Here is an 18,502-nt window from a genome sequence, read left to right as displayed (position 1 = left end):
GAGTCGCGGGACGGCACACCTCAGGCCGTGGCGGGGACCTGGGGGCGCAGGAGGGTCTGGAGGCGCGTCGTGCGGGCCTTCGCGGGGATCTCCGCCACCGCGCGCGGCAGCGCCTGCTCGGCTCCCTGGACCACCGAGAGGTGCCGCTCGCCGCGGCTGAACGCGGTGTAGACCCACGGCCTGCTCAAGGCCGCCGTAGCGTCGCCGGGCAGCACCACGACCGCCGCGGGCCAGCTCAGGCCGACTGCCTGGTGCGCGGTGAGCGCCCAGGCGTGCCGCACCGTCTGCTCCACCTGCTCCTTCGGTACGACCACGGGGGCGCCGTCACACTCCAGGTGCAGCCCCTGCGCGTCGGCCCGCAGGACGCGGCCCAGCGTCGTGCGCCCGGGCGCCGGGACGTGGGCGACGCGGTCGCCGGGGTCGAAGCCGCCGAACCGGCCGGGGCCGGGGTTCAGCCGCTCCTTGAGCGCGGTGTTCAACGCGCGCGTGCCCGCCGCGCCGCCGTGCCCAGGAGTGATCACCTGGGTGTCCTCCGTGGGCACCCCGATCGCCCGCGGCACCGAGTCCGCCACGAGCTGCACCGTGCGGTGGACCGCCTCGCCCGCGTCGCGCACGGGGACGATCACGACTTCCTTGCCCGGCGCCTCCACCTGGTTCAGCTCGCCGATGCCGATGCCGGAGACGAGCTCTCCGATGGGGCCGGGGTCCGGGACGCGCGAGACGACCTGGGGGCAGCAGCGCGCCGCGAGGAGGTCCGCGAAGACCCGGCCGGGCCCCGCCGACCACAGCACTCCCGGATCGCCGCTCAGGACCAGGCGGGCGCCGTCAGGCAGGGACTCCACCAGCATCGCGGCGCTCTCCACGTCCAGTTGCGGTGCGTCGAGGACCACCAGGAGGTCGAGGGCGAGTGCTCCGTCACTGTCCCGCCCCGGGCCTTCGGCCCCGGAGAGCAGCCCCGCCACGGTCACGGCGCCCGTCTCGTCCGGGCGCCCTTCGCCCGGGCCCGTCTCGTCCGGGCCCGTCTCGCCCGTGCCCGTCTCGTCCGAGCCCGTGAGCCGGGCGATGTGCCGGCGGCCCGCGGAGCTGTGCGTGGCCGCCCACGCCCGCAGGCCGAGTCCCGTGGCGGCCCTTACCAGCGCGGCGGGCTCGGCGCGTGCCGCCTCGCCGCCGGTGTGCAGGACCAGGCCGTGACCGGCCACCGCGCGGATCAGCTCGGCGGTGGAACCGGACGCACCGGCCGCCGTGGACTCCCATGCCGCGGCCTGCGGGCCCGAAGCCTCGTCCTTCGGCAGGGAATTGATCACCCGGGCGAGGCCGTCGGCGAGGCTCTCCTCCGCGAGGGCGTACTGCTCGAGGCCGACCAGGACGCGGACCGGCTGCTCGGTCTCCTCACCCTCGCCGTCGCCCTCTTCCCGTACGGGGGCCGGCGCTCCGGGTGTCTCGATGGCGTCCTGGAAGACCAGGATGTCGCCCTCCGCGATGGCGCTCTGCACCGCCGCGTCCGGATCGGGCACGGCACGCTGTCCGAGCGCCGCGGTGAGCGCCGCCGCGTCCAGGGCCGTGTGCCCCGCGACGGCCGCCTGCTCCAGGAGCCAGGCGGTGACCGCGCGTCCCCTGCGCTCGTCGTCGGGGCCGCACTCCGCGCCGAGCAGCGCCCGCGCGAAGCCGTCGGCCTGCTCCGTGCGCACTCCGCCGACCCACAGCAACTGCCAGGGATCGTCGCGCAGTCGGGCGTCGGCGCCTTCGCCGAGCACGGCAGCCGTCCGTGCGGCGAGGGTGGGGGGCGCCCCTCCGTCGGCGAGCACGGCACGGACCGCCTCCACGGCTTCGTCGCCGGGGCCCGATGCGGCCGCCACGGCGGGCTGAGGCCGCCGCACCGGTTCCGGCGCGGTCCTGCGGGGCGCGGGTCCGGGCTCGCTGAAGGCGCTGGCGACGGGCTTCTCCCCGCTCTCCACCGCGCGTACGGCAGCCAGCAGATCGGCGGCCTTGCCGCTGAGCTTGGCCCCGGCGTCCACCGGCCCCTGCTTGGCGGCCTTCCGCTCGGCGATCCGCTCCTGAAGCTCCCGCTGGGCGGCGATCTCCGCCTCGCTCTCGGAGAGCTCCTTGCTCTCGGCGGCGGCATCGCTACCACCGGCACCCTCAGGCCCGCCGGAGCCGTCAGCCGAGGCTCCCTCGCCGGAGCCGCCCGCTTCGACAGCCCCGTCGGACCCGCCCGCTTCGGCTGCCCCGTCGGAGCCGCCCGCTTCGGCTGCCCCGTCGGACCCGGCGGTGCCTGCCACGCCCTCGGCCGGCGTCCCGGCCCCGTCCGCCTCCGCAGCGGCAGCGGTGCGCGCGTCACTTCCGGCAGAGCCGCCCGCTTCGGCTGCCCCGTCGGACCCGGCGGTGCCTGCCGCGCCCTCGGCCTCCGGCGTCCCCGCCCCGGCCGCCTCCGCGGCGCCTGCCCCGTCAGCCTCCGCGGCGGCGGCCCCCTCCGCTTCCTCCGCGGCAGCGGTTTCCGGCTCCGTACTCACAGCGTGCTCCAGTCCTGATCGGGGTAGCGGTGCACGGGCGCCGACACGTCGTCGAGCGCCTGGCAGATCTCGTCAGGAAGACTAAGGGTCTCCACTGACAACGCGGCCGTGAGCTGCTGCGCGTTGCGCGCGCCGACGATCGGCGCGGTGACTCCTGGGCGGTCGCGCACCCAGGCGAGGGCGACTTGGAGGGGCGTGGCCGCGAGGCCGTCCGCCGCCGTGGCGACCGCGTCGACGACGCGGCTCGCGGTCTCGTCGAGATAGGGCGCGACGAACGGCGCGAGGTGCTCGGAGCCGCCGCGCGAGTCGGCCGGGGTGGAGTGGCGGTACTTGCCGGTGAGCACGCCGCGGCCGAGCGGCGACGAGGGCAGCAGCCCCACGCCGAGGTCCATCGCCGCGGGCAGCAACTCCCGCTCGACGCCGCGCTGCAGCAGGGAGTACTCCATCTGTGTACTGGCCAGGCGGGTCCGTGTCCCCGGGGCGGCGAGCTGCCACGTCGCCGCCTTGGCGAGCTGCCAGCCGGAGAAGTTCGAGATGCCCGCGTAGCGTGCCCGGCCGCTGCTGACGGCGATGTCCAGGGCCTGGAGCGTCTCGTCCAGGGGCGTGCAGGGGTCGAAGGCGTGCAGCTGCCACAGGTCCACGTACTCCGTGCCCAGGCGGGCCAGGGAGGCGTCGAGCGCGGAGAGGAGGTGGCCCCGCGAGCCGTCGAAGCGCCGGTCGGGGTCGGGCACGCTGCCCGCCTTGGTCGCGATGACCAGATCGCGCCGCGGCACGAGCCGTTCTATGAGACGGCCGAGCAGATACTCGGCCTCCCCGTCGCCGTACACATCAGCTGTGTCGATGAGGCTGCCGCCCGCTTCCCAGAACACCTTCAACAGATCGGCGGCGTCGCTCTCCTGGGTGTGCCCCCAGGTGAGGGTGCCGAGTCCGATCCGGGACACGCGAAGGCCGGTACGGCCGAGATGCCTCTGCTCCATGGGCGCTGAGATTACTGGCCGTGCTCCAGCGGCGTGAGGGGCTGTGGACAAACCCGTGACTGTGGAGAACTCGACGACCCCCGGCCACCCGCACGCCCGCCGCTGACGGACGCCGCACCCACGCGCTACAGTCCCCGGCACAAGGACGTTACTGCTCAGTAAGGGGATTCGGCCATGCAGCTCGGGATCAACCTCGGCTACTGGGGCGCGGGGATGGACGCGGACAACCTCGCCGTCGCCAAGGAGGCCGACAAGCTCGGCTACGCGGTCTGCTGGGCCGCCGAGGCCTACGGCTCGGACGCCGCGACGGTGCTGTCCTGGGTGGCCGCGCAGACCGAACGCATCGACATCGGATCCGCGATCTTCCAGATCCCGGCCCGGCAGCCCGCGATGACCGCCATGACGGCCGCCACGCTCGACTCGCTCTCCGGCGGCCGCTTCCGCCTCGGCCTCGGCGTCTCAGGCCCGCAGGTCTCCGAGGGCTGGTACGGCGTCAAGTTCGACAAGCCGCTCGCCCGCACCCGCGAGTACGTCGAGATCGTCCGCAAGGCGATGACGCGCGAGCGCCTCAGCTACGAGGGCGAGCACTGGACGCTCCCGCTGCCGGACGGACCGGGCAAGCCCATCAAGCTCACCGTCCACCCGCAGCGCGAGCACATCCCGCTCTACATCGCCGCGATCGGCCCCAAGAACCTGGAGCAGACCGGCGAGATCGCCGACGGCGCCCTGCTGATCTTCCCCGCCGCCGAGCACCTGGAGGAGACCGCGATCCGTCACCTGCGCGCGGGGCGCGAGAAGGCGGGCAGGACGATGGACGGCTTCGACGTCGTCCCGACGGTGCCGCTCGCCGTGGGCGACGACGTCAGCGGCCTCGCGGACATGTTCCGCCCGTACACCGCCCTCTACGTGGGCGGCATGGGCAGCCGGAAGCAGAACTTCTACAACCAGCTCGCCCAGCGCATGGGCTACGAGAAGGAAGCGGCCGAGATCCAGGACAAGTACCTGTCCGGCGACAAGGAGGGCGCGGCGGCCGCCGTGCCGCGCGAGCTGATCGACTCGACCACGCTGCTCGGCTCCGTGGACCGTATCGCCGACCGGATGCAGGCCTACGCGGCCGCCGGGGCCACCACTCTGACGCTGGCGCCGGCCGGCTTCACGCTGGATGAGCGGATCGCGGCCCTGCGCGCGGGGACCCAGGCCCTGGAGCGCGCCGGCCTGGCGTAACCGGAGTAACCCGGAGGAGAAGTTCTGCGGCCGTGGTGGGGGCTCGGGGGTCTTCCCCGCCACGGCCGTCACGGGACACAACGCGTCACGGCGCCCCTCGGTTACGGCCCCGCCCGTGGGCAACTGTCCTTCGTTCGGCGGAGCCGTCCGCGGCAGCTGTTGCCACACCCGCGCCACCGCACTTGACTTGTTGTTCGCGGAGGTTCTCGCGGAGGGCATGGAGGTGCCACTGATGCTGTCGGCCAGGAGTGTCTTCGAGGAGATCCTCGACAACGACGAGTCGTTCCAGCTCTTCTGTTCCATCGCCGCCAGCGGGGAGACGCAGGGCGGCTGGGAGAACGCGCGCATCGCGGCGCTGCTCCCCGAGGGCCAGCGCGCCCTCACCGCCAAAGTCACCCGGCACGGCGCCGACGAGGACAAGCACGGGCGGATCTTCAACGCCCTGCTGAAGAAGCGCGGCCTCGAACCCGTCCCGGTGCCGCCCGAGACGGACTACACGATGCTCCTGGAGCAGAAGGGCATCGGCCTCACGCACGAGAAGCTGCGCCGCGAGGAGCCGCTGACCGAGCGGGACGTCGTGGTCTACCTCTCGCACAGCCGCGTCACCGAACAGCGAGCCGCCGACCAGATGGACATGCTGGTCACGTACTTCGGCGACCACCCCGAGGTCGGCAAGGCCATCAGGATGATCTGCCACGACGAGGACAACCACCTCGCGTACTGCCACGAGGAGCTGCTGCGCCTCGCGGCGGCCGGACACGGGCGGACGATCCTGGACACCCTGCACGAGTGCGCCCGTGCCGAGACACGCGTGTACCGGGACGTGAGCATCGCCGTGATGGGCCACATGGGACGCATCCTGAACTGGCCGAAGCCCAAGGCCGCGGCGCTCGCCTCGGGCGTCAACGCCATCTACGCGTACGAACGCCTCGGCGGATGGCGGCGGATGGTCTCCCTGAAGATGCCCCAGCGGCGCGACGCCCTCGGCGGGCCCGCCACGTCGTTCGCCTGAGCCGGACCCGACCGCCGGTCAGAGCCAGCCGCGGCGCTTGAACAGCCGGTAGAGGAAGAACTCGATCGCGGCCATCAGCAGGATCACGGCCGGGTAGGACCACACCCAGCGCAGCTCGGGCATGTGGTCGAAGTTCATGCCGTAGACCCCGGCGATCATCGTCGGCACCGCGGCCATGGCCGCCCACGCCGAGATCTTCCGCATGTCGTCGTTCTGCCGCACGCTCATCTGCGCCAGGTGCGCGGAGAGGATGTCGGACACCAGGCGGTCCAGGCTGTCCACCCAGTCGTTCACGCGCGTCAGATGGTCGCTGACGTCCCGGAAGAACGGCTGGGCCGTGTCCTTCACGAAGGGCACGTCAGGCGCGAAAGGACCCGTTCCGGAGAGGCGCATCATGGGCATCGCCAACGGTCCCGTCGCCCGGCGGAACTCGACGATCTGCCGCTTGAACCGGTAGATCCGCGACGCCGTGTTGCGGCTGCCCCCGCTGTCGGGCGAGAAGACCTCCGCCTCCAGCTCCTCCAGGTCGGTCTGCAGCTCACCCGCCACGTCCAGGTAGTGGTCGACCGTGGCGTCGGCCACCGCGTACAGGACGGACGTAGGGCCGTGCCTGAGCATCTCGGGCTCCGCCTCCATGCGATGGCGTACGGCACCGAGAGGCGAGCCCTCGCCGTGCCGGACCGTCACCACGAAGGCGTCGCCGATGAAGACCATCACCTCGCCCGACGAGACGATGTCGTTGTCCGGCTCGTACACGACCGGCTTCAGGACCACGAACAGCGAGTCGTCGAACACCTCGAGCTTGGGCCGCTGGTGCGCCTTCAAGGCGTCCTCCACCGCCAGCGGATGCAGCCCGAACTCCCTGCTGACCTCGTCGAACTCCGCCTCGGTCGGTTCGTGCAGGCCCACCCAGACGAAGGCGTCCCCCGCGGCACGCGCGGTGCCGAGGGCATCGGAGAAGTCCGCCTCGCACTCGGTGCGGCGCCCGTCCCTGTACATCGCGCAGTCCACGATCACGGAGCGCATTCTTCCGAACCTGCGCTCGGGGCGCACCCCCGCGTCGGCTTAGGCTGGCCCGCATGCCCACGCTGATCCTCGTCCGGCACGGACGATCCACCGCCAACACCGCGGGCCTGCTCGCCGGGTGGACCCCCGGCGTGGCCCTGGACGAGCGCGGCGCCGCACAGGCCGCCGCGCTCCCCGGACGCCTCGCGGACCTGCCGCTCGCCGAAGTCGTCACGAGCCCGCTGCAGCGCTGCCAGGAGACCGTCGCACCGCTGCTCGCCGCCCGGCCGGACCTGCGGACGCACACCGACGACCGCATCGGGGAGTGTCACTACGGCGACTGGTCGGGCCGCAAGCTCGCCGAGCTGTCCGACGAGCCGCTGATGGAGGTCGTACAGCAGCATCCGTCGGCCGCCGCCTTCCCCGGTGGCGAGTCCATGCGCGCCATGCAGACGCGGGCCGCCGAGGCCGTACGCGAGTGGAACGCGCGCGTGGAGCGCGACCACGGCCCCGACGCGGTGTACCTGATGTGCTCGCACGGCGACATCATCAAGTCCCTTGTCGCGGACGCCATCGGACTCCACCTGGACCTCTTCCAGCGCATCTCCGTGGAGCCCTGTTCCGTCACCGCCATCCGCTTCACGCGCCTGCGCCCCTTCCTCGTACGGCTGGGGGACACCGGGGACTTCGGGTCGCTCGCGCCTCGCGCGGAGCCGTCGGGCGGCGACGCGGCGGTGGGGGGCGATGCGGGAGCACCGTGATCGTCACCCGCAGTAGGGTGCAGTCGTCGCGCCGAACAGGCGCAAATGATCAACCGCAGTCGATCCCAATGGAGACAGGACGTGTCGCGTCAGGTGTTCCTCTACGACCCGCCGGAACGCTTCGTGGCCGGAACGGTCGGGCTCCCCGGACGGCGTACCTTCTTCCTCCAGGCCTCCGCAGGGGTCCGGGTGACCAGCGTCGCCCTGGAGAAGACCCAGGTGGCCGCGCTCGCCGAACGCATGGAAGAGCTGCTCGACGAGGTCGTGCGGCGCAGCGGCGGCAACGCCCCGGTGCCCGCCGTCGCACCCAGCGAGGTCAGTGACAGCGCGCCCCTGGACTCACCCGTCGAGGAGGAGTTCCGCGTCGGCACGATGGCGCTCGCCTGGGACGGCGACGAGGAGCGGATGATCGTCGAGGCGCAGGCTCTGGTCGAGCTGGACGCCGAGTCCGACGAGGATCTCGCGGAAGCCGAGGAAAGGCTTCTGCAGGACGAGGAGAACGGGCCGCCCATGCTGCGCGTGCGGCTCACCGGCGCGCAGGCGCGCGCGTTCGCCAAGCGCGCCCTCGACGTCGTGAACGCGGGACGCCCGCCGTGCCCGCTGTGCAGCCTCCCGCTCGACCCGGAAGGACACGTATGCCCGCGGCAGAACGGATACCGGCGGGACGCGTGAGTCCGGCCTCCGACGCCGACGCCGTCGAACTGCTCGCCCGGGGTGAGCTGACCGTCCGTGGACGGATCCGTGAGGCGTCGAACGCGGTCCTCTACTGCTCCGTCTCGTACGAGGGCCGGGAAGCCGCCTGTGTCTACAAGCCCGTCGCCGGGGAGCGCCCCCTGTGGGATTTCCCCGACGGGACGCTCGCGCAGCGGGAGATGGCCGCGTACGAGGTCTCCGAGGCGACCGGGTGGGGCCTGGTCCCGCCGACCGTCCTGCGGGACGGGCCGCACGGCGAGGGCATGTGCCAGCTGTGGATCGATGGCCCGCAGGAGGAGGGGCCCGAGCTCCTCGCGCTCGTCGAGGGCGACGAGCCGTCCGACGGCTGGAAGGCGATCGGCTTCGCCGACGTGGGGGAGGGGCGCACGGCGCTTCTCGTGCACGCGGACGACGAGCGGCTGCGGCGGCTCGCGGTGCTCGACGCGGTGATCAACAACGCGGACCGCAAGGGCGGGCATCTGCTGACCGCGGGGGAGCGCCTCTACGGCATCGACCACGGGGTCACGTTCAACGCCGAGGACAAGCTGCGGACGCTGCTGTGGGGGTGGGCGGGGGAGCCGTTGTCCGCCGAGGCGGTGGAGGTGCTCGGGTCCCTGCGGGACGGGCTCGGCGCGGGGGCGCCGCTTGGCCTGCGGCTGGGCGAGCTGATCACCGGCCCTGAGGTGGACGCGCTCCGCGCGAGGGTGGACGCCCTGCTGGCGTCCGGGCTGCACCCCGCGCCCGGCGGCGACTGGCCCGCCATTCCGTGGCCGCCGGTTTAGTCGGTACCCCGAGGCTTCGGTCGTTGTGCCCACCCGTTCCGCCCTGCGGAACGCCTGCCCACAACGGGAACGCGCTGGGTAATCGGGTGGGTGGGTGGGGGAGAGATCGCCGCGTAGCGGCGGCTTGATCGCACCGCACAAGGCGCCCCCGCCAGATCCCCCACTCGTATGCGGACGCTCCGTCCGGTTAGGCTCATGGCATGCATGCCTGGCCCGCTTCTGAGGTCCCCGCCCTGCCCGGCAAGGGCCGCGACCTCCAGATCCACGACACCGCGACCGGTGGCCTCGTCACCCTTGACCCCGGTCCCGTCGCCCGTATCTACGTCTGCGGCATCACCCCGTATGACGCCACCCACATGGGTCACGCGGCGACCTACAACGCGTTCGACCTCGTACAGCGTGTGTGGCTCGACACCAAGCGGCAGGTTCATTACGTCCAGAACGTGACCGACGTGGACGACCCGCTCCTTGAACGTGCCACCCGCGACGGCAAGGACTGGGTGGAGCTCGCCGAAGGCGAGACCGCCCTGTTCCGCGAGGACATGACCGCCCTGCGACTGCTCCCGCCCCAGCACTACATCGGAGCCGTCGAGGCGATACCCGGCATCGTGCCGCTCGTCGAACGGCTCCGGGACATGGGCGCCGCCTACGAGCTGGAGGGCGACGTCTACTTCTCGGTCGAGTCCGACCCCCACTTCGGTGAGGTGTCCGGTCTCGACGCCGCCGCGATGAAGCTGCTCTCCGCCGAGCGCGGTGGTGACCCGGACCGTCCGGGCAAGAAGGACCCGCTCGACCCGATGCTCTGGATGGCCGCCCGCGAGGGTGAGCCGAGCTGGGACGGTGCCTCGCTCGGCCGTGGCCGCCCCGGCTGGCACATCGAGTGCGTGGCCATCGCCCTCGACCACCTGGGCATGGGCTTCGACGTGCAGGGCGGCGGCTCCGACCTCGCCTTCCCGCACCACGAGATGGGGGCCTCGCACGCCCAGGCGCTCACCGGCGAGCACCCCTTCGCCAAGGCGTACGTGCACGCCGGCATGGTCGCCCTGGACGGCGCGAAGATGTCCAAGTCCAAGGGCAACCTCGTCTTCGTGTCGAAGCTGCGGCGGGACGGGACCGACCCGGCCGCCATCCGTCTCGCGCTGCTCGCCCACCACTACCGCGCCGACTGGGAGTGGACCGACGCCGTCCTGACCGAGGCCGAGGAGCGCCTCGGCCGGTGGCGTGCCGCCGTCTCGCGGCCCGACGGACCTGACGCCGACGCGCTGGTCGAGGAGATCCGCGAGGCCCTCGCGAACGACCTGGACGCTCCCACGGCGCTCGCCGCCGTGGACCGCTGGGCCGCCCGCCAGGACGCCGAGGGAGGCACGGACGAGGGCGCCCCCGGTGTCGTATCGCGTGCCGTGGACGCACTGCTGGGCGTGGCCCTGTAGCCACCGGCTCGCCGTAGTCACTGCTTCACCGCATGGGCCGCTCCCGGAAATCCAGGGAGCGGCCCAGCAAAGTCCATGGCCATGGCACCCGTTGACGCGCTAGACCACCGGCCATGAGATCACCCACCCGCTTCAGACGGGCGGCCGTCGCCGCCGCCCTGCTCGGCCTCCTCGCAGTGTTCGCCGGTCCCGGTGGCGGCGCCGCGCAGGCCGCCGACGATCCCGCGACCACGGTCGGGGACGTCACGGACTTCACCGCCGACGGCTCCGTCTACCGCCTCACGGCGGGCACGGCCGAGGCCCGCGTCAGCTTCGTGTCGAAGGAGACCTTCCGGCTCGAACTCGCCCCGGAGGGCGACTTCACCGACCCCACCGGCAAGGACATCGTCCTGCCGCAGGGCGAACCGCCCCGCACCAAGTGGTCCGACAAGGGCGACCGGTACGAACTCAGCACCTCCGAAGTGACCCTGCGCGCCTACAAGTCACCGCTGCGCTTCGCCCTGTACCGCGCCGACGGCACCCAGGTCTGGGCCGAGTCCAAGGGCCTGAGCTGGACGAAGGACGCCACCACACAGAGCCTGGCCCGCGGGGCCGACGAGCAGTACTACGGCGCCGGCATGCAGAACGGGCGCGGCAACACCTCGCACCGCGGCAAGAAGGTCGAGGTGAGCGTCGACTACAACTGGGACGACGGGGGCCACCCCAACTCCGTGCCTTTCTACCTGTCTTCCAAGGGCTACGGCGTTTTCCGCAACACCTACGCTCCCAACACCTACGACTTCGCCGAGCCGGTGACGGCCACCGCCAAGGAACAGCGCTTCGACGCCTACTACTTCGCGGGGCGCGGCAGCGACGCCGCCAAGGACGTCATCGGGCAGTACACGAAGCTCACCGGGAAGCCTTTCCTGCCGCCCGTCTACGGGTTGGAGATCGGTGACGCCGACTGCTACCTCCACAACGCCAACCAGGGCGAGCGGCACACCCTGGACTCCCTGAAGGTCGCCGACGAGTATCTCAAGCACGACATGCCGAACGGCTGGATGCTCGTCAACGACGGCTACGGCTGCGGCTACGAGGACCTCGCCGAGACCGCCAAGGGCCTCCAGGACCGCGACATGCAGCTCGGCCTGTGGACCGAGGACGGCCTCGACAAGATCGCCGAACAGGTCAGGGCGGGCCAGCGCGTCGCCAAGCTCGACGTCGCCTGGGTCGGCGACGGCTACAAGAAAGCGCTCGACGGCTGCAAGGACGCCTACAAGGGCATCGAGGACAACAGCGAAGCCCGCGGTTTCACCTGGGCCCCCGAGAGCTGGTCGGGCGCCCAGCGCTGCGGAGTCCAGTGGTCGGGCGACCAGAGCGGCAGCTGGGAGTACATCCGCTGGCAGATACCGACGTACGCGGGCGCGACCATGTCCGGCCTCGCCTACACGACCGGTGACGTGGACGGCATCTTCGGCGGCAGCGCCAAGACGTACGTACGCGATCTGCAGTGGAAGTCGTTCCTGCCCGTCACGATGACGATGGACGGCTGGGCGGCCACCGACAAGCAGCCCTTCCGGTACGGGGAGCCGTACACCTCCATCAACCGCAAGTACCTGAAGCTGCACGAGTCGCTGCTGCCCTACTTCTACTCGTACGGCCACGAGGCGACGCAGACGGGCGTCGGCGCCGTGCGTCCGCTGGCCCTCGAATACCCCGACGACCCGAAGGCCGCCACCGACGCCGCCAAGTACGAGTTCCTGGCCGGCGAGGACTTCCTGGTCGCGCCCGTCTACCAGGACACGACTGTCCGGGACGACATCTACCTCCCCAAGGGCACGTGGACCGACTACTGGAGCGGCCGCACCTACCAGGGGCCGACCACCGTCGACGACTACAGCGCGCCCCTCGACACCCTGCCGCTCTTCGTCAAGGCCGGCGCCACCGTGCCGATGTGGCCCGGCGGCATCAGGTCCTACAAGGACCGCACCGCCGACTCACCGCTCGCCTGGGACATCTACCCCCAGGGCAGGTCCTCCTTCGAGCTGTACGAGGACGACGGCGAGACCCGGCAGCACCGCGACGGCAAGTACGCCACCCAGCGTGCCGACGTCGACGCGCCCCGCTCCGGCGCGGGCGACGTGCGGGTGCGGATCGGCGCGAGCAAGGGGGAGTTCAGCGGCAAGCAGACCCGGCGGCCGTACGCGTTCACCCTGCACACCGGTGACGCGCCGAGCCGCGTGGAGCTGGGCGGCGACAGGCTGCCGCGGTTCGCGTCGAAGACGGCGTACGAGAAGGCGTCCCAGGGCTGGTTCTACGACCGGGACGACCGGGGCGGTGTCGTGAAGGTGAAGACGCCGGCGCTCCGCACGGACCGGGCGTTCGAGATCGAACTCGACGACACCAGCGCGGTCGGGGGCGCCGTGCCCGGCGCGAGCGCCACGCTGAACGCCCCGGCGGGACAGGAACTCGGCGCGGGGACGGCCGGCAAGGTCGCCGTCGACGTCAGCGCTGGGACGCGGGACGCCACCGGCGTCGATGTCACGCTGGACGTCCCCGAGGGCTGGACCGCTGGCACCGCCCACGCCGGCCGTGTCGAGGCGGGCACCACCCGCCGCGTCGAGGTCACCGTCACTCCGCCCGAGGACGCCGAACCCGGCGAACAGCCGCTGACCGCGACGGCCCGCCACCGCGCGGCGGGCCAGGACCGCACCGCCGTCCAGCGCGTCGCGGTCGCCGTGATGCCCCCGGCGCCGACGGCCGACACCTGGGCGAGCGACATGGTGTGGCTCAAGTCGGCCAACGGCTACGGCCCCGCCGAACGCGACCGGAGCAACGGCGAGTCGGGCGCCGATGACGGCCACCCGCTGACCCTCGCGGGCACGACGTACGAGAAGGGAATCGGCACCCACGCCGACTCCGCCATCGAGGTCTACACGGGCGGAACGTGCTCGAAGTTCACCGCCGACGCGGGCATCGACGACGAGATCAACGGCTACGGAGAGGTGGCCTTCTCGGTCGAGGCCGACGGCAAGGTGCTGTGGACCTCGCCCGAGGTGACGGGCGCGTCGGCGACCGTGCCGGTGGACGTCGACGTGAGCGGGGCCCGCCACGTGGAGCTGAAGGTGACCGACACCAACGGCTCCAAGAGCGGGGACCACGGGGACTGGGCAGCGGCGAAGTTCCACTGCGCGTAAGCCGGTTCGTCGGCAGCCGAACGCAAGAAGGGCGGCATCCCCAAGGATGCCGCCCCATGCCGCTCCGCGTGCCCGTAGCCCTCGGATTGGTCCCCGGAGCCCTCGGATTGGTCCCCGGATCAGTCCTCGGAGGAATCAGCGGGTCCGGATTCGCCGCCGCTCTCCTCGTCCGGCCCGGCTCCCGTACCCGTCCCGGCGCCCGGTTCCGTGTCCGGGCGCGTCTGCGGCTTCGGGGGCCGTGTGCGGTCGCCGCCGGGGGTGTCGCGCAGGTAGGGGGCCGTTTCGCCGCCCTCCGTGGCGTGGCCGCCGGGCTGCGGCGGACCGCCGCCGTCGCGCCGCCGCAGATAGCGCTCGAACTCGCGGGCGATCGCCTCGCCGGTCGCCTCCGGAAGCTCGGCGGTGTCGCGCGCCTCTTCGAGCGACTGGACGTACTCGGCGACCTCGCTGTCCTCGGCCGCGAGCTGGTCCACACCCACCTGCCAGGCACGGGCGTCCTCGGCGAGGTCGCCCAGCGGGATGCGCAGGCCGATGAGGTCTTCAAGGCGGTTCAGGAGGGCCAGCGTGGCCTTGGGGTTCGGCGGCTGCGAGACGTAGTGCGGGACGGCCGCCCAGAGGCTGACCGCCGGAACGCCCGCGTGCGTGCAGGCCTCCTGAAGGATGCCGACGATGCCCGTCGGGCCTTCGTACTTCGTCTCCTCCAGGTCCATGGTGCGGGCCAGGTCCGGGTCGGAGGTGACGCCGCTGACCGGGACGGGACGGGTGTGCGGGGTGTCACCGAGCAGCGCGCCCAGGATCACCACCAGCTCAACGCCGAGCTCGTGGGCGAAGCCCAGGATCTCGTTGCAGAACGACCGCCAGCGCATCGACGGCTCGATCCCGCGCACCAGCACGAGGTCGCGCGGCTTGTCACCGCCCACGCGGACCACCGAGAGCCTGGTCGTCGGCCAGGTGATCTTGCGGACACCGCCCTCCAGGAAGACCGTGGGGCGGTTGACCTGGAAGTCGTAGTAGTCCTCGGCGTCCAGCGCCGCGAAGACCTCGCCCTTCCACTCCTTGTCGAGATGCGCGACCGCGGTGGAGGCGGCGTCGCCGGCGTCGTTCCAGCCCTCGAACGCGGCCACCATGACCGGGTCGACCAGCTCGGGTACCCCCTCGAGCTCGATCACCCAGGCCTCCTTCCGACGTCCTTTACGTACGCCCCAACCTTACGGCGTCCGGCGGGTCCCTCCGCAGCCCCCTTGCGCGGGCCGCGATGGATGGATCATTGCCCCGCGGGAGGCTCGCGCACTCCCCCGGCGGTCCTGCTTCACAGCGTCGAGCGCAGCCACTGCTCCACGCTCGCGATGTGCACCGTCGCCCATGACCTGGCCGCCTCCGCGTCGCGGTCGCGCAGTGCGGTCAGGATCGCGCGGTGCTCGTGCAGGGTGCGGCTGACGGCGTCCTCCTGGGTGAGGCCGCGCCAGACGCGGGCCCGGGTGGTGGGTCCCGAGAGGCCGTCGAGGAGCGAGCAGAGTACCGAGTTGCCGGACGACTGCACGATGCCGCGGTGGAACTCCAGGTCGCAGGCGACCAGCTCCTCCACCGAGGGTGCGGGGCCGAGGGCGTCCAACTGGTCGCTCAGCACGTCGAGTTCGGCCTCGGTGATGTGTGCGCTCGCCATCGCCGTGGCGGCCGGCTCCAGGATGCGGCGCACCGCGAGGAACTCAAGGACCGTGTCGTCGCGGTGGAAGTCGACGACGAAGCTCAGTGCTTCGAGCAGGAGCTGCGGGTCCAGGCTGGTGACGTACGTACCGTCGCCCTGGCGTACGTCGAGGATGCGGATCAGCGAGAGGGCGCGCACCGCCTCGCGCAGTGAGTTGCGTGAAAGGCCCAGGTCGGCGGCGAGTTCACTCTCCTTGGGCAAGCGGTCGCCGGGGCGCAGCGCGCCGGAGACGATCATGCCCTTGATCTTTTCGATGGCCTCGTCGGTGACAGCCATGGGACCTCGCCTCGCAAGCCAGAAGACATCCGATGTATCGGACGAGTATGGCGTGTCCCCGTGCCCTCGTGCACGAGGTCCCGCGAACACGTACTTCTCTCAGGGCTAAGGTTTCCGTACTGACCGCGGCCGGGCACCGGCTGCGGTACGGCGAGAGGGAGGCTACGGCACATGGCCGGGAAGAAGTCGGCGGGGCCCCAGCGGGACGCGGTCGCGTCGATCATCGAGGACTGGGCGAGGGAGCGGCCGGATCTCGACACCGCGCCCCTGGAGGTCCTCGCGCGGCTGCACCGGACCTTCCTGCGCTACAACACCAGGCTCACCGCGGCGATCGAGCGGCACGGACTCGCGGTCGCCGGGTTCGACGTGCTGACCGCGCTGCGCAGGGCCGGGGCGCCCTACCGGCTCACGGCGGGCCAGCTCGCCGACTCCGGTCTCGTCTCGTCGGCCGGCGTGACACTGCGCATCGACCGCCTGGAGAAGGACGGCCTCATCGTGCGCGAGCGCGACGCCGAGGACCGCCGCGTCGTCTACTCGCGGCTCACCGATACGGGCCTGGCCAAGATCGACGAGGTGTTCGCCGAGCATCTCGACAACGAACGCCGGATGCTCGGCGGTCTCTCCCCGGCCGAATGCCGCCAACTTGCGCGCCTGATGTCGAAGTTGGAGCGGTCCATCACCGACTCCGACGCACCTGACGAAGCGGAGGCCTGAACCCTTCGGGAGCTAGGAACCAGCGGCCTGAGCCTCCGCCTCCGCGCGGTACATCCGGCGCAGGCGGACCACGCCCAGGTCGTGCTGGTAGAGGTTCTCGCGCTGGTCGGCGTCGGCGGGCATCGCCTCCAGCATCACCCGGTCCTGTTCGAGGACCTGCCAGTGGCGCTCCTCGATGAGCGTCTTGTAGAGGAAGCGCCAGGTGTCGCGCTGCCAGCCCTGCACGCGGCGATAGCGCCAGAAGAAGACACCGGTGCGGTTCTCGTCGACCGGGCAGACCATGCCGACGATCCCGAACGGGCCACCGGGGCCTGCCGACGGCGGGTACGGGATGGTGAGGTCCACCCAGTCCACGCCGGTGCGGCACAGCTCGACCCAGTCGAAGTTGACGCCCCGCTGGTCGGTCTTCTCGAAGAAGTATCCGCGATCCGTCTCCCGGATACGGAACTTGGCGGTGGTGTCGCCGTCGTACATCGTGTGCGACTCGTGGTGCAGGAACGCGCCGTGCATCGGGTCGAGGAGGTTCTCCACCGCGAACCGCCAGGGGCCGTTCCACTCCGCGTAGCAGAGGATCGCGTCGACGTCGGGGTCGGTGAGCGGCTCGGGCAGCGTCAGTTCGGCGGGCTCCGGGTGTTTCTCGTCGCCGAAGTAGGCCAGGATCGCGCCGCCGATCTCGCGCACGGGCAGTGACGTGACGAGCTTCTTGCCCTCCAGGTTGCAGCCGGGCAGTCCCGGTACGGAGGAGACCGTGCCGTCGGTCTCGATCTCCACGCCGTGGTACCAGCAGGCCACCCGGTCGCCGAGGTGTTTGCCAAGCGAGAGGGGCGCCCCGCGGTGCGGACAGCGGTCGGCGAGCATCGACAGGGCGCCGTCGGAGCGGCGGAAGAGCAGCCACTGCTCGCCCAGCGCGGTGACCTTGCGCATGGCGCCGGGGGCCACGAAATCCGAGGGGACGACGGGGTGCCACTGGTTGCGCAGGCCGGTGGCGTAGATGTGGTCGGCGGAAGCGGTGGGGCCGACGCGGGGAGTCAGGGTGGTCATCGGGGTCACGCTCCCAGTCGGTTCATCTCGGCACGGAAGGATTCTTCGGTCCACGGGGCGCCGTCGGGTGCGTGCACCTGACGGGCATTCAGCCCGGCAATGACATCGGAGAGTTCATGGCCCTCCTTGGTGAAGACCTCTTCGAGGGTGGCGGCGAGCTTGTACTCGTACGGAGTCGGCTCGTGCGTACGGGACTGGTGGACGTTCAGGTACGGCCAGGTGGTGGTCACTGTTGCCTCCGGTGGGGCTCACGGATCGGGGAATCACAGGTCGAGGACGAGACGGCCGGACGCGCAGCGCGAGACGCAGATCATCATCGAGGCGTTCGCGGCGTGCTCGGCCTCGCTGAGCAGGAAGTCGCGGTGGTCGGGCGTGCCGTCGAGCACCCGGGTCTCGCAGCTGCCGCAGATGCCTTCCTGGCAGGAGCTGTTGACGCTCAGACCCGCGGCCTCGGCTGCTTGTAGCACCGAGGTGTCCTCGCCGACGGAGAGGGTCACGCCGGAGCGGCGGCACTCGACCTCGAACGCGGACTCGTCACCGGTCCGCTCCACGACGGGCGCGGTGAACCGCTCCACGCGCAGGCGGTCCGCCGGGGCGACGGCCTCCACGGCGGCGAGGAGGGGCTCGGGGCCGCAGCAGTACACGAGCGTGCCTTCGGGTAGTCCGTCGAGCGCCGACGCGAGGTCGATGTGCCCGTGCTCGTCCTGCGGTACGACGGTCAAGTCACCGCCCAGCGACGTGAGTTCGTCGGTGAACGCCATCGACCGCCGATTGCGTCCGCCGTAAACCATGCGCCAGTCGGCCCCGCGCCGCGCCGCCTCTCGGGCCATGGCGAGGAGCGGGGTGATGCCGATGCCGCCCGCGATGAAGAGGTAGCCGGGCGCGTCCTCCAGCGCGAAGTGGTTGCGCGGTTCGGAGGCGTTGACCGTCTGGCCCGGCCGCAGCTTGGTGTGGACGTGCCGTGAACCACCGCGCGACGAGGCCTCGTTGAGGACGCCGATACGGTACGCGGTCGTGTCGCGCGGGTCGCCGCACAGGCTGTACTGGCGTACGTGCCCACCCGCGTGCAGGTCGAGATGCGCGCCGGGGGTCCAGGCGGGCAGCGGCTTGCCGTCGGGGTGGGTGAGCTCGACGGAGAGGACTCCGTCCGCTTCCCAGGTCATGCGGCGCACAAGGAGCGTGAGTTCGCTCTCGTTCAT

The 18,502-nt window shown here is 71.7% G+C and carries 16 protein-coding genes; 8 read left to right on the top strand and 8 right to left on the bottom strand.

What is annotated here, in order from left to right; translation table 11 throughout:
* Positions 1 to 20: 20 nt before the first annotated feature.
* Both ABXJ52_RS07255 and ABXJ52_RS07250 read right to left on the bottom strand, forming a co-directional pair.
* Positions 21 to 2,510: a helix-hairpin-helix domain-containing protein gene (locus ABXJ52_RS07255; protein ID WP_367040261.1), complete on the bottom strand. Its 2,490-nt coding sequence runs from the start codon at positions 2,508 to 2,510 to the stop codon at positions 21 to 23.
* A complete protein-coding gene (locus ABXJ52_RS07250; protein WP_367040260.1) occupies positions 2,507 to 3,487 on the bottom strand; it encodes an aldo/keto reductase in 981 nt (326 codons plus the stop codon). Before ABXJ52_RS07250 ends, ABXJ52_RS07255 begins: the two co-directional genes overlap by 4 nt.
* 174 nt (positions 3,488 to 3,661) lie before the next feature.
* On the opposite strand from ABXJ52_RS07250, the gene ABXJ52_RS07245 reads away from it, so the two are divergent.
* Both ABXJ52_RS07245 and ABXJ52_RS07240 read left to right on the top strand, forming a co-directional pair.
* Positions 3,662 to 4,711: an LLM class F420-dependent oxidoreductase gene (locus tag ABXJ52_RS07245; protein ID WP_367040258.1), complete on the top strand. Its 1,050-nt coding sequence runs from the start codon at positions 3,662 to 3,664 to the stop codon at positions 4,709 to 4,711.
* Positions 4,712 to 4,943: 232 nt separating this feature from the next.
* Complete coding sequence (locus ABXJ52_RS07240; protein WP_367048870.1) at positions 4,944 to 5,723, top strand: ferritin-like domain-containing protein; 780 nt, start codon at positions 4,944 to 4,946, stop codon at positions 5,721 to 5,723.
* Positions 5,724 to 5,741: 18 nt separating this feature from the next.
* Here the strand turns inward: ABXJ52_RS07240 and corA are convergent, their stop codons facing one another.
* Positions 5,742 to 6,740, bottom strand: a complete 999-nt coding sequence (corA, locus tag ABXJ52_RS07235) for a magnesium/cobalt transporter CorA (protein ID WP_367048868.1) — start codon at positions 6,738 to 6,740, stop codon at positions 5,742 to 5,744.
* A 62-nt stretch (positions 6,741 to 6,802) separates the two neighbouring features.
* Between corA and ABXJ52_RS07230 the strand changes: the two genes are divergently transcribed.
* The 5 genes from ABXJ52_RS07230 (at position 6,803) to ABXJ52_RS07210 (ending at position 13,570) form a co-directional block, all read left to right on the top strand.
* Entirely contained in the window at positions 6,803 to 7,489 is a 687-nt protein-coding gene (locus tag ABXJ52_RS07230) for a histidine phosphatase family protein (protein ID WP_367040256.1), read from the top strand.
* Between the two features lie 81 nt (positions 7,490 to 7,570).
* Positions 7,571 to 8,161, top strand: a complete 591-nt coding sequence (locus tag ABXJ52_RS07225; RefSeq protein WP_367040255.1) for a DUF3090 domain-containing protein — start codon at positions 7,571 to 7,573, stop codon at positions 8,159 to 8,161.
* Positions 8,125 to 8,964, top strand: coding sequence for an SCO1664 family protein (locus ABXJ52_RS07220; protein ID WP_367040254.1), 840 nt, complete (start codon positions 8,125 to 8,127; stop codon positions 8,962 to 8,964). Before ABXJ52_RS07225 ends, ABXJ52_RS07220 begins: the two co-directional genes overlap by 37 nt.
* A 200-nt stretch (positions 8,965 to 9,164) precedes the next feature.
* Positions 9,165 to 10,394, top strand: a complete 1,230-nt coding sequence (gene mshC, locus ABXJ52_RS07215) for a cysteine--1-D-myo-inosityl 2-amino-2-deoxy-alpha-D-glucopyranoside ligase (protein ID WP_367040253.1) — start codon at positions 9,165 to 9,167, stop codon at positions 10,392 to 10,394.
* 113 nt (positions 10,395 to 10,507) lie between these two features.
* Positions 10,508 to 13,570: an NPCBM/NEW2 domain-containing protein gene (locus ABXJ52_RS07210; protein WP_367040252.1), complete on the top strand. Its 3,063-nt coding sequence runs from the start codon at positions 10,508 to 10,510 to the stop codon at positions 13,568 to 13,570.
* A 119-nt stretch (positions 13,571 to 13,689) separates the two neighbouring features.
* Here the strand turns inward: ABXJ52_RS07210 and ABXJ52_RS07205 are convergent, their stop codons facing one another.
* Both ABXJ52_RS07205 and ABXJ52_RS07200 read right to left on the bottom strand, forming a co-directional pair.
* Positions 13,690 to 14,736 (bottom strand): PAC2 family protein, encoded by a 1,047-nt coding sequence (locus ABXJ52_RS07205; RefSeq protein ID WP_367040250.1) that lies wholly within the window; start codon positions 14,734 to 14,736, stop codon positions 13,690 to 13,692.
* Between the two features lie 140 nt (positions 14,737 to 14,876).
* Positions 14,877 to 15,548, bottom strand: a complete 672-nt coding sequence (locus ABXJ52_RS07200) for a FadR/GntR family transcriptional regulator (RefSeq protein ID WP_367040248.1) — start codon at positions 15,546 to 15,548, stop codon at positions 14,877 to 14,879.
* A 171-nt stretch (positions 15,549 to 15,719) separates the two neighbouring features.
* On the opposite strand from ABXJ52_RS07200, the gene ABXJ52_RS07195 reads away from it, so the two are divergent.
* Complete coding sequence (locus tag ABXJ52_RS07195; protein ID WP_367040246.1) at positions 15,720 to 16,262, top strand: MarR family transcriptional regulator; 543 nt, start codon at positions 15,720 to 15,722, stop codon at positions 16,260 to 16,262.
* Between the two features lie 12 nt (positions 16,263 to 16,274).
* Here ABXJ52_RS07195 and ABXJ52_RS07190 read toward each other — a convergent pair whose 3' ends face one another.
* Genes ABXJ52_RS07190 through ABXJ52_RS07180 form a run of 3 tightly spaced genes read right to left on the bottom strand, consistent with a single transcriptional unit; the run spans position 16,275 to position 18,502 of the window.
* The gene (locus ABXJ52_RS07190) at positions 16,275 to 17,303 is read right to left on the bottom strand and encodes an aromatic ring-hydroxylating dioxygenase subunit alpha (protein ID WP_367040244.1); all 1,029 of its coding nucleotides are present in this window, start codon (positions 17,301 to 17,303) and stop codon (positions 16,275 to 16,277) included.
* Between the two features lie 5 nt (positions 17,304 to 17,308).
* Positions 17,309 to 17,533, bottom strand: a complete 225-nt coding sequence (locus ABXJ52_RS07185) for a recombinase-like helix-turn-helix domain-containing protein (RefSeq protein ID WP_367040243.1) — start codon at positions 17,531 to 17,533, stop codon at positions 17,309 to 17,311.
* Positions 17,534 to 17,566: 33 nt separating this feature from the next.
* The gene (locus ABXJ52_RS07180) at positions 17,567 to 18,502 is read right to left on the bottom strand and encodes a PDR/VanB family oxidoreductase (protein WP_367040241.1); all 936 of its coding nucleotides are present in this window, start codon (positions 18,500 to 18,502) and stop codon (positions 17,567 to 17,569) included.

Origin of the sequence: Streptomyces sp. Je 1-332, from assembly GCF_040730185.1 — a bacterium.
In the GTDB taxonomy this organism is placed as follows: Bacteria; Actinomycetota; Actinomycetes; order Streptomycetales; family Streptomycetaceae; genus Streptomyces.
The sequence above is the reverse complement of the archived record's forward strand: the minus strand, read 5'-3'. Positions and strand labels throughout refer to the sequence as shown.